The organism is Marinobacter sp., from assembly GCF_014859525.1.
Classification (GTDB): Bacteria; Pseudomonadota; Gammaproteobacteria; order Pseudomonadales; family Oleiphilaceae; genus Marinobacter.
This window is the reverse complement of sequence record NZ_JACUUB010000066.1, coordinates 1-15,228: the sequence shown is the minus strand read 5'-3', so window position 1 is coordinate 15,228 and position 15,228 is coordinate 1. Positions and strand designations below refer to the sequence as shown.

Here is a 15,228-nt window from a genome sequence, read left to right as displayed (position 1 = left end):
GGGATAGTGGTCGGCGTGGCAGGATTCGAACCTGCGACCCCTTCGTCCCGAACGAAGTGCGCTACCAAGCTGCGCCACACGCCGATCAACGGCCGGTATTATACGGATTGTTAGCCGTTTTACTAGCCCCCGTCCCTGGGGAAATGATTCCTATAACCGCGAAGCGCCCTATTACCCGGCAGTGGGCAGCAGGGAAATGTCGGCTACGCGCAGGAACAGGTTACGCAGGCGGTTGAGCAGCGCCAGGCGATTGTTGCGCACGGCGTCGTCGTCTGCCATCACCATTACCTCATCAAAGAAGGTATCGACCGGCTCGCGCAGGCTGGCCAGGGCGGTCAGCGCGGTGGCGTAATCGCCTTGCTCGAACAGCGGCAGTACCTTATTGGCAAGCTCATCCACCTTTGCCGCCAGCACTTTCTCCGACGCATCCTGCAACAAGGCGTTGTCTACGGTTTCGCCGATGCGGTCGCCACCCTGTTTGGTGAGAATGTTAGAGACTCGCTTGTTGGCTCCAGCGAGTGCCAGAGCTTCTGGCAGCTGGCGGAAGGCTTCGACGGCCTTGACCCGGCGGTCGAAGTCCAGCGGACGGCTCGGGCGGCGAGCGTGTACGGCCAGGTACACTTCGGCGCCGATGCCCTGCTCGTCGTAGTGGGCGCGGAAGCGCTCCAGCATGTAGTCCACCACGGTGCTGGCGGTATTCTTCTCGGTCAGCACGGTGAAGTTCTGCTCGGCCCATTCGCACACGGTTTGCAGATCCAGCGGCAGCTGCCGTTCGATGATGATACGCAGCACACCCAGTGAGGCGCGGCGCAAGGCGAATGGATCACGGGTACCGGAGGGCGGCTGGTTGATGCCAAACAGGCCCACCAGGGAGTCGATGCGGTCGGCGATGGCGACGGCGCAGCCGGTCAGGGTGGTGGGCAGGTCGTCGCCGGCAAAGCGCGGCATGTACTGCTCGTTCAAGGCCTTGGCCACGTCGGCGTGTTCGCCGTCGTTGGTGGCGTAGTACTGGCCCATGATGCCCTGCAGGTCAGTGAACTCCAGCACCATTTCGGTGACCAGATCGGTCTTGGCCAGCATGGCCGCGCGCTCGGCCAGGGCCGGGTCGCTGTTGATGGCCTCGGCGATCTTCTTGGCCAGCGCCGCTACCCGCACGGATTTATCGTAAAGGCTGCCGAGCTTGTCCTGGAACACGATGGGCTTGAGCGCCTCGATGCGGTCTTCCAGTTTGGTCTTGCGGTCGGTTTCGTAGAAGAAAGCGGCGTCGGACAGGCGCGGGCGAATGACCTTCTCGTTACCGGAAATCACCTGGGCCGGGTCTTTGCTTTCGAGGTTGGCCACGGTGATGAACAGTGGCAGCATCTGGTCGTTGGCATCCACTACGTGGAAGTATTTCTGGTGCTCCTTCATGGAGGAGATCAGCGCCTCAGCCGGCACCTCCAGAAAACGCTCTTCGAACCGGCCCATCAGCGGGACCGGCCACTCGTTCAGAGCGGTCACTTCGTCCAGCAGCGCTTCGTCAATGACGGCTTTGCCGTTGGCTTCTTTCTCCGCCAGTTGGGCAACGCCCTGACGAATCTGTTCACGGCGCTCGGCGAAGTCGGCCAGCACGTAGCCTTCCTGCTTCAGTACCACTTCGTAATCGGCCGGGGTGGGTACGATCAGCTCTTTTGGGCAATGGAAACGATGGCCACGGGTTTTGTTGCCGGGCTTGAGGTTCATCACCGGGGTGTCTATCACTTTGTTGCCGAAGAGCAGGATCAGCCAGTGTACAGGGCGAACAAACTCGGTTTTGTGGGCGCCCCAGCGCATACGCTTGGGAATGGGTAGCGCCGCCAGGGATTTCTCCACCAGTTCGGGCATCAACTCAATGGTTGGCTTGCCCTGCTCCACGGTGCGGTATACCAGCCAGGCCCCCTTGTCGGTTTCCAGAGTGTCGAGCTGGTCCGGCGTAATGCCCAGTGAGGTGGCAAAGCCGGTCAGGGCCCGGGTTGGGTTGCCGGCGTCATCAAAGGCGGCTTTTACCGCCGGGCCCCGCTTCTCAACCGGCTTGTCTGGCTGGGCGTCGGCCAGGTCACGAATACGTACCGCGAGGCGGCGGGGTGCGGCGAAGGCTTCCACCTTGCCAAATGCCACGCCAGCCTCTTCCAGGCCTTTGACGATGCCTTGGGTAAAGGCATCAGACAGTGGTTTGAGGGCTTTCGGAGGCAGCTCTTCGGTGCCCAGTTCAACCAAAAAATCCTGTGTAGCCATTATGCGTTCCCCTGTTCCTGCGGTGCCTTGTTGGCTTTCTTGCCCTTCTTGTTGGCCTTGGCTTCAGCAGCCTCGGCGGCGGCCAGCACTTCCTTGCGAAGGTGCTCAGGCGCCAGCGGGAAGCCCTGTTTGCGGCGGCTCTCGAAGTAGGCCTGGGCCACGGAGCGTGCCAGGGTGCGTACACGCAGGATGAAACGCTGTCGCTCGGTTACGGAAATGGCGTGGCGGGCGTCCAGCAGGTTAAACGTGTGAGAGGCTTTGAGTACCTGTTCGTAGGCCGGCAGCGGTAGCCCGGCTTCGATCAGGCGGGCGCTTTCCCGTTCATAAATGTCGAAGCTGTGGAACAGGAACTCGGTGTCGGCGTGCTCAAAGTTGTAGGTGGACTGCTCCACTTCGTTCTGATGGAACACATCGCCGTAGGTGACTACGCCGTCCGGGCCGTTGGTCCACACCAGGTCGTACACGCTGTCCACACCCTGAAGGTACATGGCGATGCGCTCAAGGCCATAGGTCAGCTCGCCGGTGACCGGGAAGCATTCCAACCCACCCACCTGCTGGAAGTAGGTGAACTGGGTTACTTCCATGCCGTTCAGCCATATTTCCCAGCCCAGACCCCAGGCGCCCAACGTCGGGGATTCCCAGTTATCTTCCACAAAGCGGATGTCGTGCACCAGTGGGTCCAGGCCCAGGGCGCGCAGCGAATCCAGGTACAGCTCCTGAATGTTGTCCGGAGACGGCTTGAGCACTACCTGAAACTGGTAATAGTGCTGCAGGCGATTGGGGTTTTCACCGTAGCGGCCGTCGGTGGGGCGGCGGCTGGGCTGGACGTAGGCCGCGTTCCAGGTTTCCGGACCAATGGAGCGCAGGAAGGTGGCCGGATGGAAAGTACCGGCGCCGACTTCCATGTCGAGCGGCTGGAGCACCACGCAGCCGTGCTGCGCCCAGAAATTCTGCAGTGCCAGGATGAGACCCTGGAAGGTCTTGATATCCGGCGCGGAGTTGTTGGTTGCCTTGTCTGTCACGACGTTTGCCTGCTGGTCAGTCTGTGTGTGGCGCCCCGGTTTGCGAGGCACTCCGAATTTTGAGAACGCGCATTATACGCTGGCTGGCGTTGCATTTCTAAGTGCCAGCCAGGGTGTTGTTTTGCTTGAGATCAATCAGAAGAAGGTGAGGCCCACCTGGAACAGCTTTTCCACATCCCGGATCCGGGTTTTGTCTACCAGAAACAGGATGACATGGTCATCCGGCTGCACCCGGATGTGGTCGTGGGCAATCAGTACTTCGTTGTGGCGGACGATGGCGCCGATGGTGGTGCCTGGCGGCAAGTTGATTTCGTCCAGACGTTTGCCAACCACCTTTGACGAGCGGTGATCGCCGTGGGCAATCGCTTCGATGGCCTCGGCCGCGCCCCGGCGCAATGAGTGAACGTTAACCACATCGCCCCGGCGCACGTGGGTGAGCAGGCTGCCGATGGTGGTTTGCTGGGGTGAGATGGCAACGTCGATGTCGCCGCCCTGAATCAGATCCACGTAATCCGGATTGTTGATCAGAGTGAGTACCTTGCGAGCACCCAGGCGTTTGGCCAACAAAGACGCCATGATGTTAGCTTCGTCATCGTTGGTGACGGCACAGAACACATCGGTGTTTTCGATGTTTTCTTCTAACAGGATGTCTTTGTTGGCGGCATCGCCCTCCAGGACCACGGTTTTACGCAGCCTTTCAGATAGCATCACGCAACGGTCGTGGTCCCGCTCCAGGATCTTTACCTGGTAGCGATTTTCCAGGGTGTTCGCCAGTCGGTAACCGATGTTGCCACCACCACAGATAAAAATGCGCTTGTAGGGCTTGGACAGTGGCTGTAGCTCGCTCATGACCGAGCGAATGTGATCAGAGGCGGCGATGAAGAACACTTCGTCACCGTCTTCAATCACCGTGTCGCCGTGGGGCATGATGGCCCGGTCCTTGCGGAAAATGGCGGCAACGCGGGTATCGATCCGGGGCATGTGGGCGCGCAGGTAAGACAGTTCATGGCCCACCAGTGGTCCGCCTTCCGCGGCACGTATAGCCACCAGCCTTACTAAACCTTTGGAGAATTCCAGAACCTGCAGGGTGCCCGGATATTCGATCAGCCGGGTAATGTGCTTGGTCACCAGGTGTTCAGGGCTGATCAGAACGTCAATCGGGAAGCCGCGCAGGCTGTCCAGATCTTTCTCCACATCCCGCTGGTAAAACAGCTCTTGTTTGGCCAGGTAAGCATTGGCGCGAACCCGGCAGATGGTGGTCGGGGTTTTGTACAACAGCTTGGACACCTGGCAGGCGACCATATTGGTTTCATCGCTGTTGGTCACCGCAATCACCATGTCGGCATCTTCGGCGCCGGCCTGGCGCAATACCGTTGGATAAGAGGCCTTGCCGTGCATCGTACGGATGTCCAGACGATCCTGCAGTTCCCGCAGGCGGGCACTGTCGCTGTCGATGACGGTGATGTCGTTGGCCTCGTTGGCGAGGTTTTCCGCAAGGGTGCCACCAACCTGGCCCGCACCAAGAATCAGGATTTTCATGCTTCAGGTTTCTCCAGCACGGCGTAGAAAAAGCCGTCGTGGCTGTCCGGGTCTGGTAATAACTGGCGACCGGCGTTCATGTCCTGGCCCCAGGCCGAGTCAATCGGAATCAGCGTTGCGCGTGCCTGCTGTTTCAGGAATCGCTGAATTATACGGTGGTTCTCTTGTGGAAACACCGAGCAGGTGGCGTATACCAGTCGGCCGCCGGGTTTCAGGATAGACCACATGGCGTCAAGCAGGCCAAGCTGGATGCTCGCCAGCGGCACGATGTCAGATTCCCTGCGCAGTAATTTGATGTCCGGGTGCCGGCGGATCACCCCGGTAGCGCTGCAGGGCACGTCCAGCAGAATGCGGTCAAAGGCCTGACCGTCCCACCATTGCTCAGTGTTGGCGGCATCGGCCTCTTTCAGGGTAGCGACCAGGTCCAGGCGGTCGAGATTTTCCTGAACTCTGGGCAGACGCTCGGCAGACTCGTCGATGGCCACTACCTCGTCCAGATCGGCGCACGCTTCCAGAATGGCGCAGGTTTTGCCGCCCGGAGCGGCGCAGGCGTCCAGTACTCGCTGGCCTGGCTGCAGATCCATCAGCGTGGAACACAACTGGGCGGCTTCGTCCTGAACGCTGGCGGCGCCATCATCAAACCAGGGCAGGCGTTCGACGGGGACCGGGCGCTCAAGCTGAATGCCAAACGGGGCAAAGCGGGTGGGTTGGGCGCCGATGCCAGCTTCTTTCAAGAGCGCGAGGTACTCGTCCCGGCTGAAGCGCCGGGCGTTCACCCGAAGGGTCATGGGTGCCTGGGTGTTGTTGGCATCCAGAATGGCCTGCCAGTCGTTCGGCCAGTTATGCCGCAGTTTTTCGACGATCCACACCGGGTGGCTATAGCGGCTGCTGTCGTCTGTGGGCTCTGGCGCCCCTTCGCGCTCAGCGGCACGCAACACACCGTTGACGAGCCCGGTCAGGTGCGGTTTGTCGAGCTCACGACAGGCTTCTACGGTTTCATTCAAGACGGCGTATGTAGCCTGTTCGCTGAAGCGAAGCTGGAATAAGGCCACCAGCATCAGATGGTGGATAACCCGGTCTGGCTTACGTAAGGGTTTTTTCAGACGTTGATTGAGTTCACCTTCTAGCCGGTGAAACCAGCGGCAGCTTCCGTAGCAGATCGCCTGCAGCTGTGGTCTTTGTTCCGGTGGCAGCTGACCCAGGGCCAGCGGCAGGCACTGGGACAACGACTGACCGTTCTCGACCGCCAGCAACACATTGGCTGCGACGGCACGAAACGACAGGGGCGGATAGGCCATGATCAGCGCAGCTCCTGTTCTGGCATGAGCACCGGCTTGCCGCCGTTGATCAGATCATTCACGCTCAGAGCGCGGGTACCGGGTAGTTGAACCAAGGTAACTCTTAAGGTGCCATTGCCACAGGCAACGTCGATGCCTTCCCGCTCACGCCGTAATACCGTGCCGGGTGCTTTGTCACTGTTCTGTTCCAGTGCGCGGGCCTGATGCAGGCGAATGCGCTGATCGCCAAGATCGCTGTAGGTACCGGGCCAGGGATTGAAGGCGCGGATCAGCCGTTCAATCTCCGATGCGCTGCGGCTCCAATCGATATGCCCTTCTTCTTTCGAGAGCTTGTGGGCATAGTTGGCGTCGGCGTCGTTCTGGGCTTCGCCAATCAGCGGACCTTTGCTGAGCTTGGTCAGTGTTTCGACAATGGCCGCACCGCCGATGTCGGCCAGTCTGTCATGCAGACTGCCGCCGGTGTCGTCTGGTTGAATGGCGGTGGTAACTTTTAACAGCATATCGCCGGTATCGAGGCCAACGTCCATCTGCATGATAGTGATGCCGGTGTTGGTGTCGCCTGCAGCAATGGCCCGCTGAATAGGTGCAGCCCCTCGCCAGCGAGGCAACAGGGAGGCGTGGATGTTCAGGCAGCCATGCGTGGGCAGGTCGAGAACGGCTTTCGGCAGAATAAGGCCGTAGGCGGCAACGATCATGACGTCAGGCTGCAGGGCAGCCAGCTCTTGCTGGGCATCTTCCGGTTTCAGGCTCTGGGGCTGGAACACCGGAATGTCAGCGTCTAACGCAACTTGCTTGACCGGGCTGGGCATTAGCTTGCGGCCACGGCCGGCGGGACGGTCCGGCTGGCTGTATACACCCACCACCTGATGGCCAGCTTCCAGCAGAGCCTTCAGGGCAGTGGCGGCAAAATCCGGCGTGCCGGCAAAAACGATTCGCACGGTGATGTCATCTCTGTGTCGTTGAATACGAAAAGACCGGGTCGCAACCCGGTCCTGAATTCGGCTCGATGCTGAGTGTTGCTCAGGCGCTCTGTTTGTGCTGTTTTTCCAGCTTCTTGCGTATGCGAGTGCGCTTGAGAGAGCTCAGATAATCCACGAACAGCTTGCCGTTCAGGTGGTCCATCTCATGCTGGATACAGACCGCCAGGAGGCCGGTGGCTTCCAAAATAAATTCTTCGCCGTTACGGTCTTTGGCGGTAATCCGGCAGTGTTCGATGCGCTTCACGTCTTCGTAGAATCCCGGCACCGACAAGCAGCCTTCCTGCATGGCTTCCAGCTCGCCATCCAGAACCTCGATTTTCGGGTTAATAAACACCCGGGGCTCGCTCTTGTCTTCGGACAGGTCCATTACGATGATCTGTTTGTGCACATTCACCTGGGTAGCCGCCAGGCCAATGCCGGACGCATCGTGCATGGTCTCGAACATGTCGTCGATCAGCTTGCGGATGTCGTCAGTCACCTCTCCGACCGGCTTGGCAATGGTGCGAAGACGGGGATCGGGATATTCAAGAATCTCTAAAATCATAGTGCTTTGGCTTCTCTGAAATGCGACGGCGGTCTGCGCAAATTTTCGTCATGAATTTATCATAACGCCAATGTGATGCTGCTATTATCCGATAAATTACCGATTGAGTACAAACTGATCAGTTAATAGTTAAAATCTTTCAAACTTGCTGCAGAATTTACTCGAAGAACAAAAGATAACATCACAAATCCCCGGACATCTTCTATAGTAACGGGAATAACAACGTAATAAGCTGCGAGAATACTGCGGCGACGTTACCGAACGCTTAGATTCAAGGCACGCGATCAAGGATATAGACAATGAGGAAACTGTTGTACGCTCTGGCAGCCACTGCGCTGCTGTTTACCTCCTGGGCCCAGGCACAACCAGAGCTGAGGTCTGATCATCCTGAGCGTTACACTGTCGTCAAAGGAGATACCCTTTGGGACATTTCAGGGCGATTCCTGAACAACCCCTGGTACTGGCCAGAAATCTGGCACGTGAACCCGCAGGTTGCCAACCCCCACCTGATTTATCCGGGCGACCGACTGGCTCTGGTGTACATCGACGGCAAGCCCCGTATTACCAAAGTGGCGACCAGCGATGTGATCAGGCTGTCTCCTCAGATTCGATCTGAAGCCATCGATACTCCGATCCCGGCGATCCCTCTGGACGCGATCAGCAGTTTTCTGACGGATACCCGGATCGTATCGGCCGCCGAGATCAACGGGGCACCCTACGTACTGGAAGGTGAAGACGGTCGCATCATTACCGGTGCCGGTGACCGGGTATATGCCCGGGGCCAGAAGCCGGCAGATCGCGTGGGCGTCTTCCGCCGCAGCAAAGAATTTGTGGACCCTGAAACAGGAGAGTTTCTTGGCCTGGAAGCCCGCAGTATTGCCCGCGGTACGGTCACAGCGGAGAACAGCGATGTCCTGACTCTGATGCTGACCCAGTCCAGTGAAGAAGTTCGCATCGGCGACCGTCTGCTGGTCAACGAAGATCGGGGCCTGACCACTAACTTTGTGCCCAGTTCTCCAGATGAGGAGGTCCATGGCGTGATGATCTCGGTCGATGGCGGTGTCAGTCAGATCGGCCAATACGACGTGGTCGCGATCAATCGTGGTGAGCGTGAAGGCCTGCAATCGGGTAACGTGCTGGCGGTGATGAAAGCCGGCAATATGGTGCGTGATCCGGTCACTGGAGAAACCATTGAGCTGCCGTCCGAGCGTGCTGGCTTGCTGATGGTTTTCCAGACTAACGAGAAAATGAGTTACGGTCTGATTCTGAAGGCAACTCGTGCGTTGTCCGTCGGTGATCGGGTAACCAACCCCTGATACCCTCAGCTTATATGTGGTGATAAAATACAATGGCCGGGCAGGATAGCCCGGCCATTGTCGTTTTCAAGGATGAAATCATGTCTGCACAAGTCGTTCTGCAATCCCCGAGCAGTCGTTGGCTGCTTTTGACGCGTCTGCCCGGATTCGGTCTTAGAGTGCGGGAACGCATTCTCGCCAACTCCGAAAGCCTGATCGACATTCTTACGATGAATGCCGCTACGCTTAAAGCCATGGGCCTGGCCGGCGATGCGATTTCGGCGGTGATGGCCTGGCAAGCCGGTGATACGGAGCAGGCCGTGGTCCGGGACGTTCTGCGTATCAAGGCAGCCTGTCTTAAAGACGCTATTTTTATGGTGGGCCTTGGTGAGGCTGGTTACCCGGATGCATTGCGTCATATTCATAATGCACCTTTGCTGCTTTATGGTCGTGGCGACAGCAGCCTGTTGCATCGGGACCAGCTGGCCATGGTCGGTAGCCGCAATGCCACTCGAGCCGGTCTTGACCATGCCCGGCAGTTTGCCGCGGAGCTTGGTCGTCGCGGGCTTGTTATCACCAGTGGCCTCGCCCTGGGCATTGATGGCGCAGCTCATGCCGGCGCCCTGGATGCCAGCGTTCCGACCATTGCCGTGGTGGGTTGCGGTCTGGACCAGTTTTACCCTGCGCAACACCGTAAACTGGCCCATCGCATTATTGAGCATGGGCTGATTGTATCGGAGTACCCGCCGGGTACCCAGCCAAGGGCGGCCTATTTCCCCCAACGGAACCGGATTATCAGTGGTCTCAGCCGCGGGGTGCTGGTGGTCGAGGCAAGTCTCCGAAGTGGCTCTTTGATCACCGCCAGAACCGCTCTGGAACAGGGCCGGGAGGTGTTTGCTATTCCGGGCTCGGTGCACAGTCCGGTGGCGCGCGGTTGTCATCAGTTGATTAAACAGGGCGCCCGGTTGGTAGAGACCGCTGACGACGTTCTGGAAGAGCTGGGAACCTGGTGGTCTATGCCCAGTGGCTCGGCTTCGGAACAGGCCCGCCCGCCGGTGTCTGACACTTCCGGCCTGGACAGTCGGGAAATCGCGGTACTCGAGGCTTTGGGGTATGATCCACAGTCTACCGATGCACTGAGCCTGGCCACTGGTCTGCCGGCTGATCAACTGATGCAGTCGCTGTTGCTGCTGGAGCTTGAAGGTTTGGTGAACACTGCTCCCGGGGGATATCTTCGAGTCGCCTGAGCCGAGCATGACGAATGATGGTTGCTGATTGCGATGGCTGGAGAGTCCGTTATGAAGTCCCCGCTTAGCCCCTGGCAGTTACACTGCGCCCGCCGCACGGTGCTGGCTGGTGGCGTTCTGGCCTACCCCACCGAAGCAGTATGGGGCCTTGGATGTGATCCCTGGGATCAAGCTGCTGTTGAGCGCATTTTGCAGTTAAAGCAGCGCCCGGTGGAAAAAGGCGTGATTTTGGTGGCGTCTTCCGTGGAGCAAGTCGCCTTCCTGCTAGACCCACTTCCCAAGGCATTGCAGCAAGAGGCGGAGCGCCACTGGCCGGGTCCGGTGACGTGTCTGCTGCCGGATGTGAATCGTCAGATCCCGGTGTGGGTTCGCGGCCAGCACGACTCGATTGCGGTCAGGGTCAGCGATCACCCGGTGGTTCGGGCACTTTGTGAGGCCGCCGGCATGCCCCTGGTATCCACCTCCTGCAACCCGGCCGGGCGCCAACCGGCCCGGCATATCTGGCAGGTACGCCGCTACTTTGGTCAGGGGCTGGACTGGGTTGTGCCGGGCGCGCTTGGTGGTCATCGTAATCCCAGTCGCATCATTGATATTGTCACCGGACAACAGTTTCGTTAGGAGAATCCATGTCTCAGCAGCCAGATACCCAGGCAGTTAAAGCGTATCTTCTGGACCTTCAGGAGCGTATTTGTCAGCGGCTGGAAGCAGTGGATGGCAAGGCCTCGTTTATCCGGGACAGCTGGCAGCGCCCGGAAGGCGGGGGCGGTGTCAGTCGCGTCATGGCCGATGGCGGAGTGATTGAAAAAGGGGGGGTGAATTTCTCCCATGTCATGGGTGACACCATGCCGGCCTCGGCCACGGCCCACCGCCCGCAACTGGCTGGCGCGCCCTGGCAAGCGATGGGCGTGTCGCTGGTGATTCATCCGGAAAACCCCTATGTGCCGACCTCTCACGCCAATGTGCGGTTTTTCATCGCGACGCCGAAAAATGCCGAGCCAGTGTACTGGTTTGGCGGCGGTTACGATCTGACGCCCTATTACGGTTTTGATGAAGATTGCGTGCACTGGCACCGCACGGCGCGAGATGCCTGCCGGCCTTTTGGTGCTGATGTGTATCCGAATTTCAAAACGTGGTGCGATGATTATTTCTATCTGAAACACCGCCAGGAACCCCGTGGGGTCGGCGGCCTGTTCTTTGATGATCACAATACCGGTGATTTTGCTCGCGACTTTGCCTTTATGCAGGCGGTGGGCGACAGTTACATAGAAGCCTATGAGCCAATTGTGCGGCGCAGGTTTGATCAACCCTGGGGCGAGCGGGAGCGCGACTTTCAGCTTTATCGTCGCGGGCGTTATGTGGAGTTCAATCTGGTGTACGACCGGGGCACCCTGTTTGGCCTGCAATCCGGTGGCCGCACCGAATCCATCCTGATGTCGTTGCCGCCGCTGGTACGCTGGGACTATGACCGGCAGCCGGAGCCCGGCTCTGCGGAAGCCAGGCTGACCGATGATTTCCTGACAGGCCGTAACTGGCTGGAGGGCACAGATGACTAACCAATTGTATGCGGTGGTGGGGAACCCCATCAGTCACAGCAAATCGCCGAGGATTCACAGCCTGTTTGCCCGGCAGACTGGCGAGCAGTTGGAGTACACCGCCATTCAGGCGCCGCTCGACGATTTTTCTGGCACTGTGCGGCACTTTTTTGAGCGGGGCGGAAAAGGTTTGAATGTAACGGTGCCCTTCAAGGAGCAGGCCTGGACTCTGGCCGATCATCGGACTCCCCGCGCAGAGAAGGCCGGCGCTGCCAATACGCTCTATCTTGATAAAGATCAGGACCTGGTGGCCGATAACACAGACGGTGTGGGCATTGTGCGGGACTTGCAGAATAACCACGGTATTGTACTCAAGGGCGCCAGGATTCTGGTGTTGGGGTCTGGCGGTGCGGTAAGGGGTGTCCTGGGTCCGATACTGGCCGAGCAGCCAGCGGCATTGACCATCGCCAATCGTACCGTGACCAAGGCTGAGGCTTTGGTACGGCTGTTTGCACAGGATGCCGGCGCTGCGATGCTGGCGGCCTGCGGATTTGATCAACCGGATCAGCCCTTTGATCTCGTGATCAATGGCACCAGTGCCAGCCTGCAGGGGGATTTGCCCCCAGTGTCGGCAAACGTGATCGGTCCAGACACCGTGGTGTACGACATGATGTACTCTTTGCAGACCACAACATTTAATCAGTGGGCGTTGGACATGGGTGCTCGCCGTGTCTACGACGGACTGGGTATGTTGGTAGAACAGGCCGCAGAATCGTTTTATGTGTGGCGGAAGGTGCGCCCTGAGACCACGCCGGTGATTGAAGAATTGAGAACCGATTAAGGCCAATGTTCCTGGCCACATCATAAGGGTTGCGCATGGATATTCTCACGCTTGTCGGGTTGCTTGCCGGAATTCTGATCGTCGTGCTGGCTATGTTGGCGAACGCGACGGCGCTGACCTTTCTGAACCTGCCGGGCCTTGCCATCGTGCTTGGTGGCACCTTTGCGGTCACGCTGATCAAGTTCCGCATGGCCTCGGTGGTCAGCGCCTTCAGGCTGGCCATGCGCACCGTGTTTACCGATCGTTTGCCGCGCCCTGCGGAATTGATTCGGGAAGTGGGCGTACTGGCTCGGGTGGTGCGCAAAGAAGGTATTCTGGGCCTGGAAAATCACGAAACCGAGAATGAATTCCTGCAAAAAGCAATCAACCTGTGTGTTGATGGCCACCCACCGGAACTGGTGGAAGAAGCGCTGCTGCAAGAATCCCAACAGACCGCAGAGCGTTATGAGGTTGCCGAGCGGGTGTTTCGCGGTATTGGTGAGTCCGCGCCGGCCATTGGTATGCTCGGCACCTTGGTTGGACTGGTGCAGATGCTGAACACGCTTGATGATCCATCTTCCATTGGCCCGGCCATGGCCATTGCCCTGCTGACCACCCTTTACGGTGCTTTTATAGCCCAGCTTATCGCCCTGCCCCTGGCCGATAAGCTGCAACTGAAAGCTGAAGATGATTCCCGCAACCAGATGCTGATCGTCACCTCGATGAAGAGCATCATGCGCGGTGAAAATCCCAGAGTCATGACAGAGTTGTTGTCTTCCTACGTGACGCCGGAACACCGGACCAATCTGGAACCGGAGCGGGAGGCCTGAGGTTTGCAACCAGCGCGGCCATTGAAAAAGAACGCACATAAAAAACGTACACCAGACTGGATTGTCACCTTCGCAGATCTGGCCGTCTTGCTGCTGACGTTTTTTATTCTGTTGTTGTCGTTCGCCGAGATGGATGCGGAAAAATACCGGGCCATGGCTAACTCGATGGCTTTGGCTTTTGGCTCGAGTAATGTGCTGGCAGAGGACATTGGCGGCTCACCATTGACGCTGATCGAGGCCGATACGGTGTCTTTGCCCGAGCCGTCCGAGACATGGCAGGATCAGCCGGAATTCATCGATGAGCGAGCTGAACGCGCCGAAGCACGGCAGATACCGGGCGGGGTTCTGGATCTGGCTGGCCGTCTGATTCAGGAGCTGGAGGCCGAAGTGGCATCGGATGCGCTGCTCGTCAATTACGATGAAGACCAGGTGATTATCCGCTTTTCCGAAGAGGCGACCTTCCGTTCTGGTGATGCGGCCATCAAACCGGAGATGATTCCGATCATTGAGCGAGTGGTTCAGGTGCTGTCCGCGTGCACGGGGGATGTTGTCGTGTCGGGCCATACCGACGATGTGCCCATTGCAAGCGGGCGCTACCGGTCGAACTGGGATTTATCTGCGGCCCGGGCCGTGTCTGTGGTGCATGAACTGGTGCTGAACCGACAGATTCCCGCAGACCAGGTAGTGGCTGCCGGTCGCGCAGAAACCCGTCCTCTTGCGACCAACGACACTCCTGAAAACCGGGCAGCTAATCGCCGTGTTGAAATATCGATCCGTAACCCGGACTGCGACGAAGCCGTGCCCACCCGTGACCTGCCGGTCGAAATTCTGCCCTGAAGGCTGATGCCTTATACTCCGAGCGCAGATTCTCATAGTGCATTCATATAACTGACGCAGATTCAAAGCCTTATACTGTGCGGCTCATACTTTGCCAGATAGCAGGAGTTTCGAACATGAGCGGACCAGAAAAACCGAAAGTTATTGGGGAAGAGTGGAGTGACGAGCGGGTAAAAAGCTTTCTTGACCTGTCGCCTTGGGATAAGACGCTCAATCCCGACAACTTTGTACTGACACGGGCTTATGAGTCCATGCGGGCGGAAGATTTTGAGCGGTTTATCGGATTTTTTGTGGCCGCCGGCCGAGATCTTAATGCGGAGGATCCCCGTGGCCAGACCCTGCTTGATCGGGTGTCACAACATGGTCGCAGTGCCGATTACGCCCGCGCCATGGAAAGCGCCGGCGCAAGGCGTAAGGTATCCGCCGGAACCTGAATTCCGGCGGATACGGCGCGAATGCGGGTTTGCTGTTAAGACCGCTCTGTTAACGCTCGTTAAGGTACTGGTCTTTGAGTTTGACGTAATTGGCAGCGGTGTATTTGAAAAAGGTTCTTTCTTTGTCGGTGAGTGCTCGGGCCTGTTTGCACGGTGAACCGACATACAGGTATCCGGATTCTAGCCGCTTGCCTGGTGGTACCAGAGTTCCGGCCCCGATGATTACCTCGTCCTCGACCACGGCCCCGTCCATCACGGTGCAACCCATTCCGACCAGTACCCGGCTGCCTATGGTGCAGCCATGCAACAAGGCTTTATGGCCAACGGTTACGTCATCACCAATGATTAACGGCCAGCCGCCGGGGTTAAAATCACTGGCGTGAGTGATGTGCAGCACCGAGCCATCCTGGATGCTGCAGCGGTCACCAATGCGGATCTTGTGCATGTCGCCGCGAATCACCGTGATCGGCCACACTGAGCAATCCTCACCCATAATCACATCGCCAATCACCACCGCACTCTCGTCTACCCAGCTGCGTTCGCCGAATTGTGGTGTGATACCCTTGTGAGCTCGTACATTTGCCATTACATATACCT

15 protein-coding genes and 1 tRNA gene are annotated in these 15,228 nt (G+C 58.4%); 8 read left to right on the top strand and 8 right to left on the bottom strand.

What is annotated here, in order from left to right; translation table 11 throughout:
* Positions 1–7: 7 nt before the first annotated feature.
* The 7 genes from IBX51_RS12040 to def all read right to left on the bottom strand — a co-directional run bounded on the left by IBX51_RS12040 (position 8) and on the right by def (position 7,636).
* Positions 8–84 (bottom strand) — tRNA-Pro (locus IBX51_RS12040).
* An 87-nt stretch (positions 85–171) separates the two neighbouring features.
* Positions 172–2,253 (bottom strand): glycine--tRNA ligase subunit beta, encoded by a 2,082-nt coding sequence (glyS, locus tag IBX51_RS12035; RefSeq protein WP_291831506.1) that lies wholly within the window; start codon positions 2,251–2,253, stop codon positions 172–174.
* Positions 2,253–3,239 carry a glycine--tRNA ligase subunit alpha gene (gene glyQ, locus IBX51_RS12030; protein WP_291831508.1) on the bottom strand — a complete coding sequence of 329 codons (987 nt, stop codon included), beginning with the start codon at positions 3,237–3,239 and terminating at the stop codon, positions 2,253–2,255. The genes glyS and glyQ overlap by 1 nt, the downstream gene beginning before the upstream one ends.
* A 171-nt stretch (positions 3,240–3,410) precedes the next feature.
* The gene (gene trkA / locus IBX51_RS12025) at positions 3,411–4,814 is read right to left on the bottom strand and encodes a Trk system potassium transporter TrkA (protein ID WP_291831505.1); all 1,404 of its coding nucleotides are present in this window, start codon (positions 4,812–4,814) and stop codon (positions 3,411–3,413) included.
* Positions 4,811–6,112: a 16S rRNA (cytosine(967)-C(5))-methyltransferase RsmB gene (rsmB, locus tag IBX51_RS12020; RefSeq protein ID WP_291831503.1), complete on the bottom strand. Its 1,302-nt coding sequence runs from the start codon at positions 6,110–6,112 to the stop codon at positions 4,811–4,813. The genes trkA and rsmB overlap by 4 nt, the downstream gene beginning before the upstream one ends.
* Positions 6,113–6,114: 2 nt before the next feature.
* A complete protein-coding gene (gene fmt, locus IBX51_RS12015) occupies positions 6,115–7,050 on the bottom strand; it encodes a methionyl-tRNA formyltransferase (RefSeq protein WP_291831502.1) in 936 nt (311 codons plus the stop codon).
* Positions 7,051–7,132: 82 nt separating this feature from the next.
* The gene (gene def / locus IBX51_RS12010; protein WP_291831501.1) at positions 7,133–7,636 is read right to left on the bottom strand and encodes a peptide deformylase; all 504 of its coding nucleotides are present in this window, start codon (positions 7,634–7,636) and stop codon (positions 7,133–7,135) included.
* A gap of 299 nt (positions 7,637–7,935) precedes the next feature.
* Here def and IBX51_RS12005 point away from each other — a divergent pair, with 299 nt between their 5' ends.
* From IBX51_RS12005 to IBX51_RS11970, 8 genes are all read left to right on the top strand, one after another.
* Positions 7,936–8,952, top strand: coding sequence for a LysM peptidoglycan-binding domain-containing protein (locus IBX51_RS12005; RefSeq protein ID WP_291831500.1), 1,017 nt, complete (start codon positions 7,936–7,938; stop codon positions 8,950–8,952).
* 80 nt (positions 8,953–9,032) lie between these two features.
* The gene (gene dprA, locus IBX51_RS12000) at positions 9,033–10,178 is read left to right on the top strand and encodes a DNA-processing protein DprA (RefSeq protein WP_291831499.1); all 1,146 of its coding nucleotides are present in this window, start codon (positions 9,033–9,035) and stop codon (positions 10,176–10,178) included.
* A 51-nt stretch (positions 10,179–10,229) separates the two neighbouring features.
* Entirely contained in the window at positions 10,230–10,796 is a 567-nt protein-coding gene (locus tag IBX51_RS11995) for a Sua5/YciO/YrdC/YwlC family protein (protein ID WP_291831498.1), read from the top strand.
* Between the two features lie 8 nt (positions 10,797–10,804).
* Positions 10,805–11,731, top strand: coding sequence for an oxygen-dependent coproporphyrinogen oxidase (hemF, locus tag IBX51_RS11990; RefSeq protein ID WP_291831497.1), 927 nt, complete (start codon positions 10,805–10,807; stop codon positions 11,729–11,731).
* Positions 11,724–12,551, top strand: a complete 828-nt coding sequence (gene aroE / locus IBX51_RS11985; RefSeq protein WP_291831496.1) for a shikimate dehydrogenase — start codon at positions 11,724–11,726, stop codon at positions 12,549–12,551. The genes hemF and aroE overlap by 8 nt, the downstream gene beginning before the upstream one ends.
* Before the next feature lie 35 nt (positions 12,552–12,586).
* Complete coding sequence (locus IBX51_RS11980) at positions 12,587–13,360, top strand: MotA/TolQ/ExbB proton channel family protein (protein ID WP_291831495.1); 774 nt, start codon at positions 12,587–12,589, stop codon at positions 13,358–13,360.
* A 3-nt stretch (positions 13,361–13,363) separates the two neighbouring features.
* On the top strand, positions 13,364–14,197 hold the full coding sequence (locus tag IBX51_RS11975; protein WP_291831494.1) for an OmpA family protein: 834 nt from the start codon (positions 13,364–13,366) through the stop codon (positions 14,195–14,197).
* A gap of 116 nt (positions 14,198–14,313) precedes the next feature.
* A complete protein-coding gene (locus IBX51_RS11970) occupies positions 14,314–14,631 on the top strand; it encodes a PA4642 family protein (RefSeq protein WP_291831493.1) in 318 nt (105 codons plus the stop codon).
* A gap of 49 nt (positions 14,632–14,680) precedes the next feature.
* Here the strand turns inward: IBX51_RS11970 and IBX51_RS11965 are convergent, their stop codons facing one another.
* Positions 14,681–15,217, bottom strand: a complete 537-nt coding sequence (locus IBX51_RS11965) for a gamma carbonic anhydrase family protein (RefSeq protein WP_291831507.1) — start codon at positions 15,215–15,217, stop codon at positions 14,681–14,683.
* Positions 15,218–15,228 lie beyond the last annotated feature (11 nt).

What these genes read in the sequence shown, in the direction of transcription:
- aroE (WP_291831496.1), top strand. Translation starts at nt 11,724, where the DNA reads ATGACTAACCAATTGTATGCGGTGGTGGGGAACCCCATCAGTCACAGC.
- IBX51_RS11980 (WP_291831495.1), top strand. Translation starts at nt 12,587, where the DNA reads ATGGATATTCTCACGCTTGTCGGGTTGCTTGCCGGAATTCTGATCGTC.
- glyS (WP_291831506.1), bottom strand. Translation starts at nt 2,253, where the DNA reads ATGGCTACACAGGATTTTTTGGTTGAACTGGGCACCGAAGAGCTGCCT.
- def (WP_291831501.1), bottom strand. Translation starts at nt 7,636, where the DNA reads ATGATTTTAGAGATTCTTGAATATCCCGATCCCCGTCTTCGCACCATT.
- hemF (WP_291831497.1), top strand. Translation starts at nt 10,805, where the DNA reads ATGTCTCAGCAGCCAGATACCCAGGCAGTTAAAGCGTATCTTCTGGAC.
- IBX51_RS12005 (WP_291831500.1), top strand. Translation starts at nt 7,936, where the DNA reads ATGAGGAAACTGTTGTACGCTCTGGCAGCCACTGCGCTGCTGTTTACC.
- IBX51_RS11970 (WP_291831493.1), top strand. Translation starts at nt 14,314, where the DNA reads ATGAGCGGACCAGAAAAACCGAAAGTTATTGGGGAAGAGTGGAGTGAC.
- rsmB (WP_291831503.1), bottom strand. Translation starts at nt 6,112, where the DNA reads ATGGCCTATCCGCCCCTGTCGTTTCGTGCCGTCGCAGCCAATGTGTTG.
- IBX51_RS11965 (WP_291831507.1), bottom strand. Translation starts at nt 15,217, where the DNA reads ATGGCAAATGTACGAGCTCACAAGGGTATCACACCACAATTCGGCGAA.
- IBX51_RS11995 (WP_291831498.1), top strand. Translation starts at nt 10,230, where the DNA reads ATGAAGTCCCCGCTTAGCCCCTGGCAGTTACACTGCGCCCGCCGCACG.
- dprA (WP_291831499.1), top strand. Translation starts at nt 9,033, where the DNA reads ATGTCTGCACAAGTCGTTCTGCAATCCCCGAGCAGTCGTTGGCTGCTT.
- trkA (WP_291831505.1), bottom strand. Translation starts at nt 4,814, where the DNA reads ATGAAAATCCTGATTCTTGGTGCGGGCCAGGTTGGTGGCACCCTTGCG.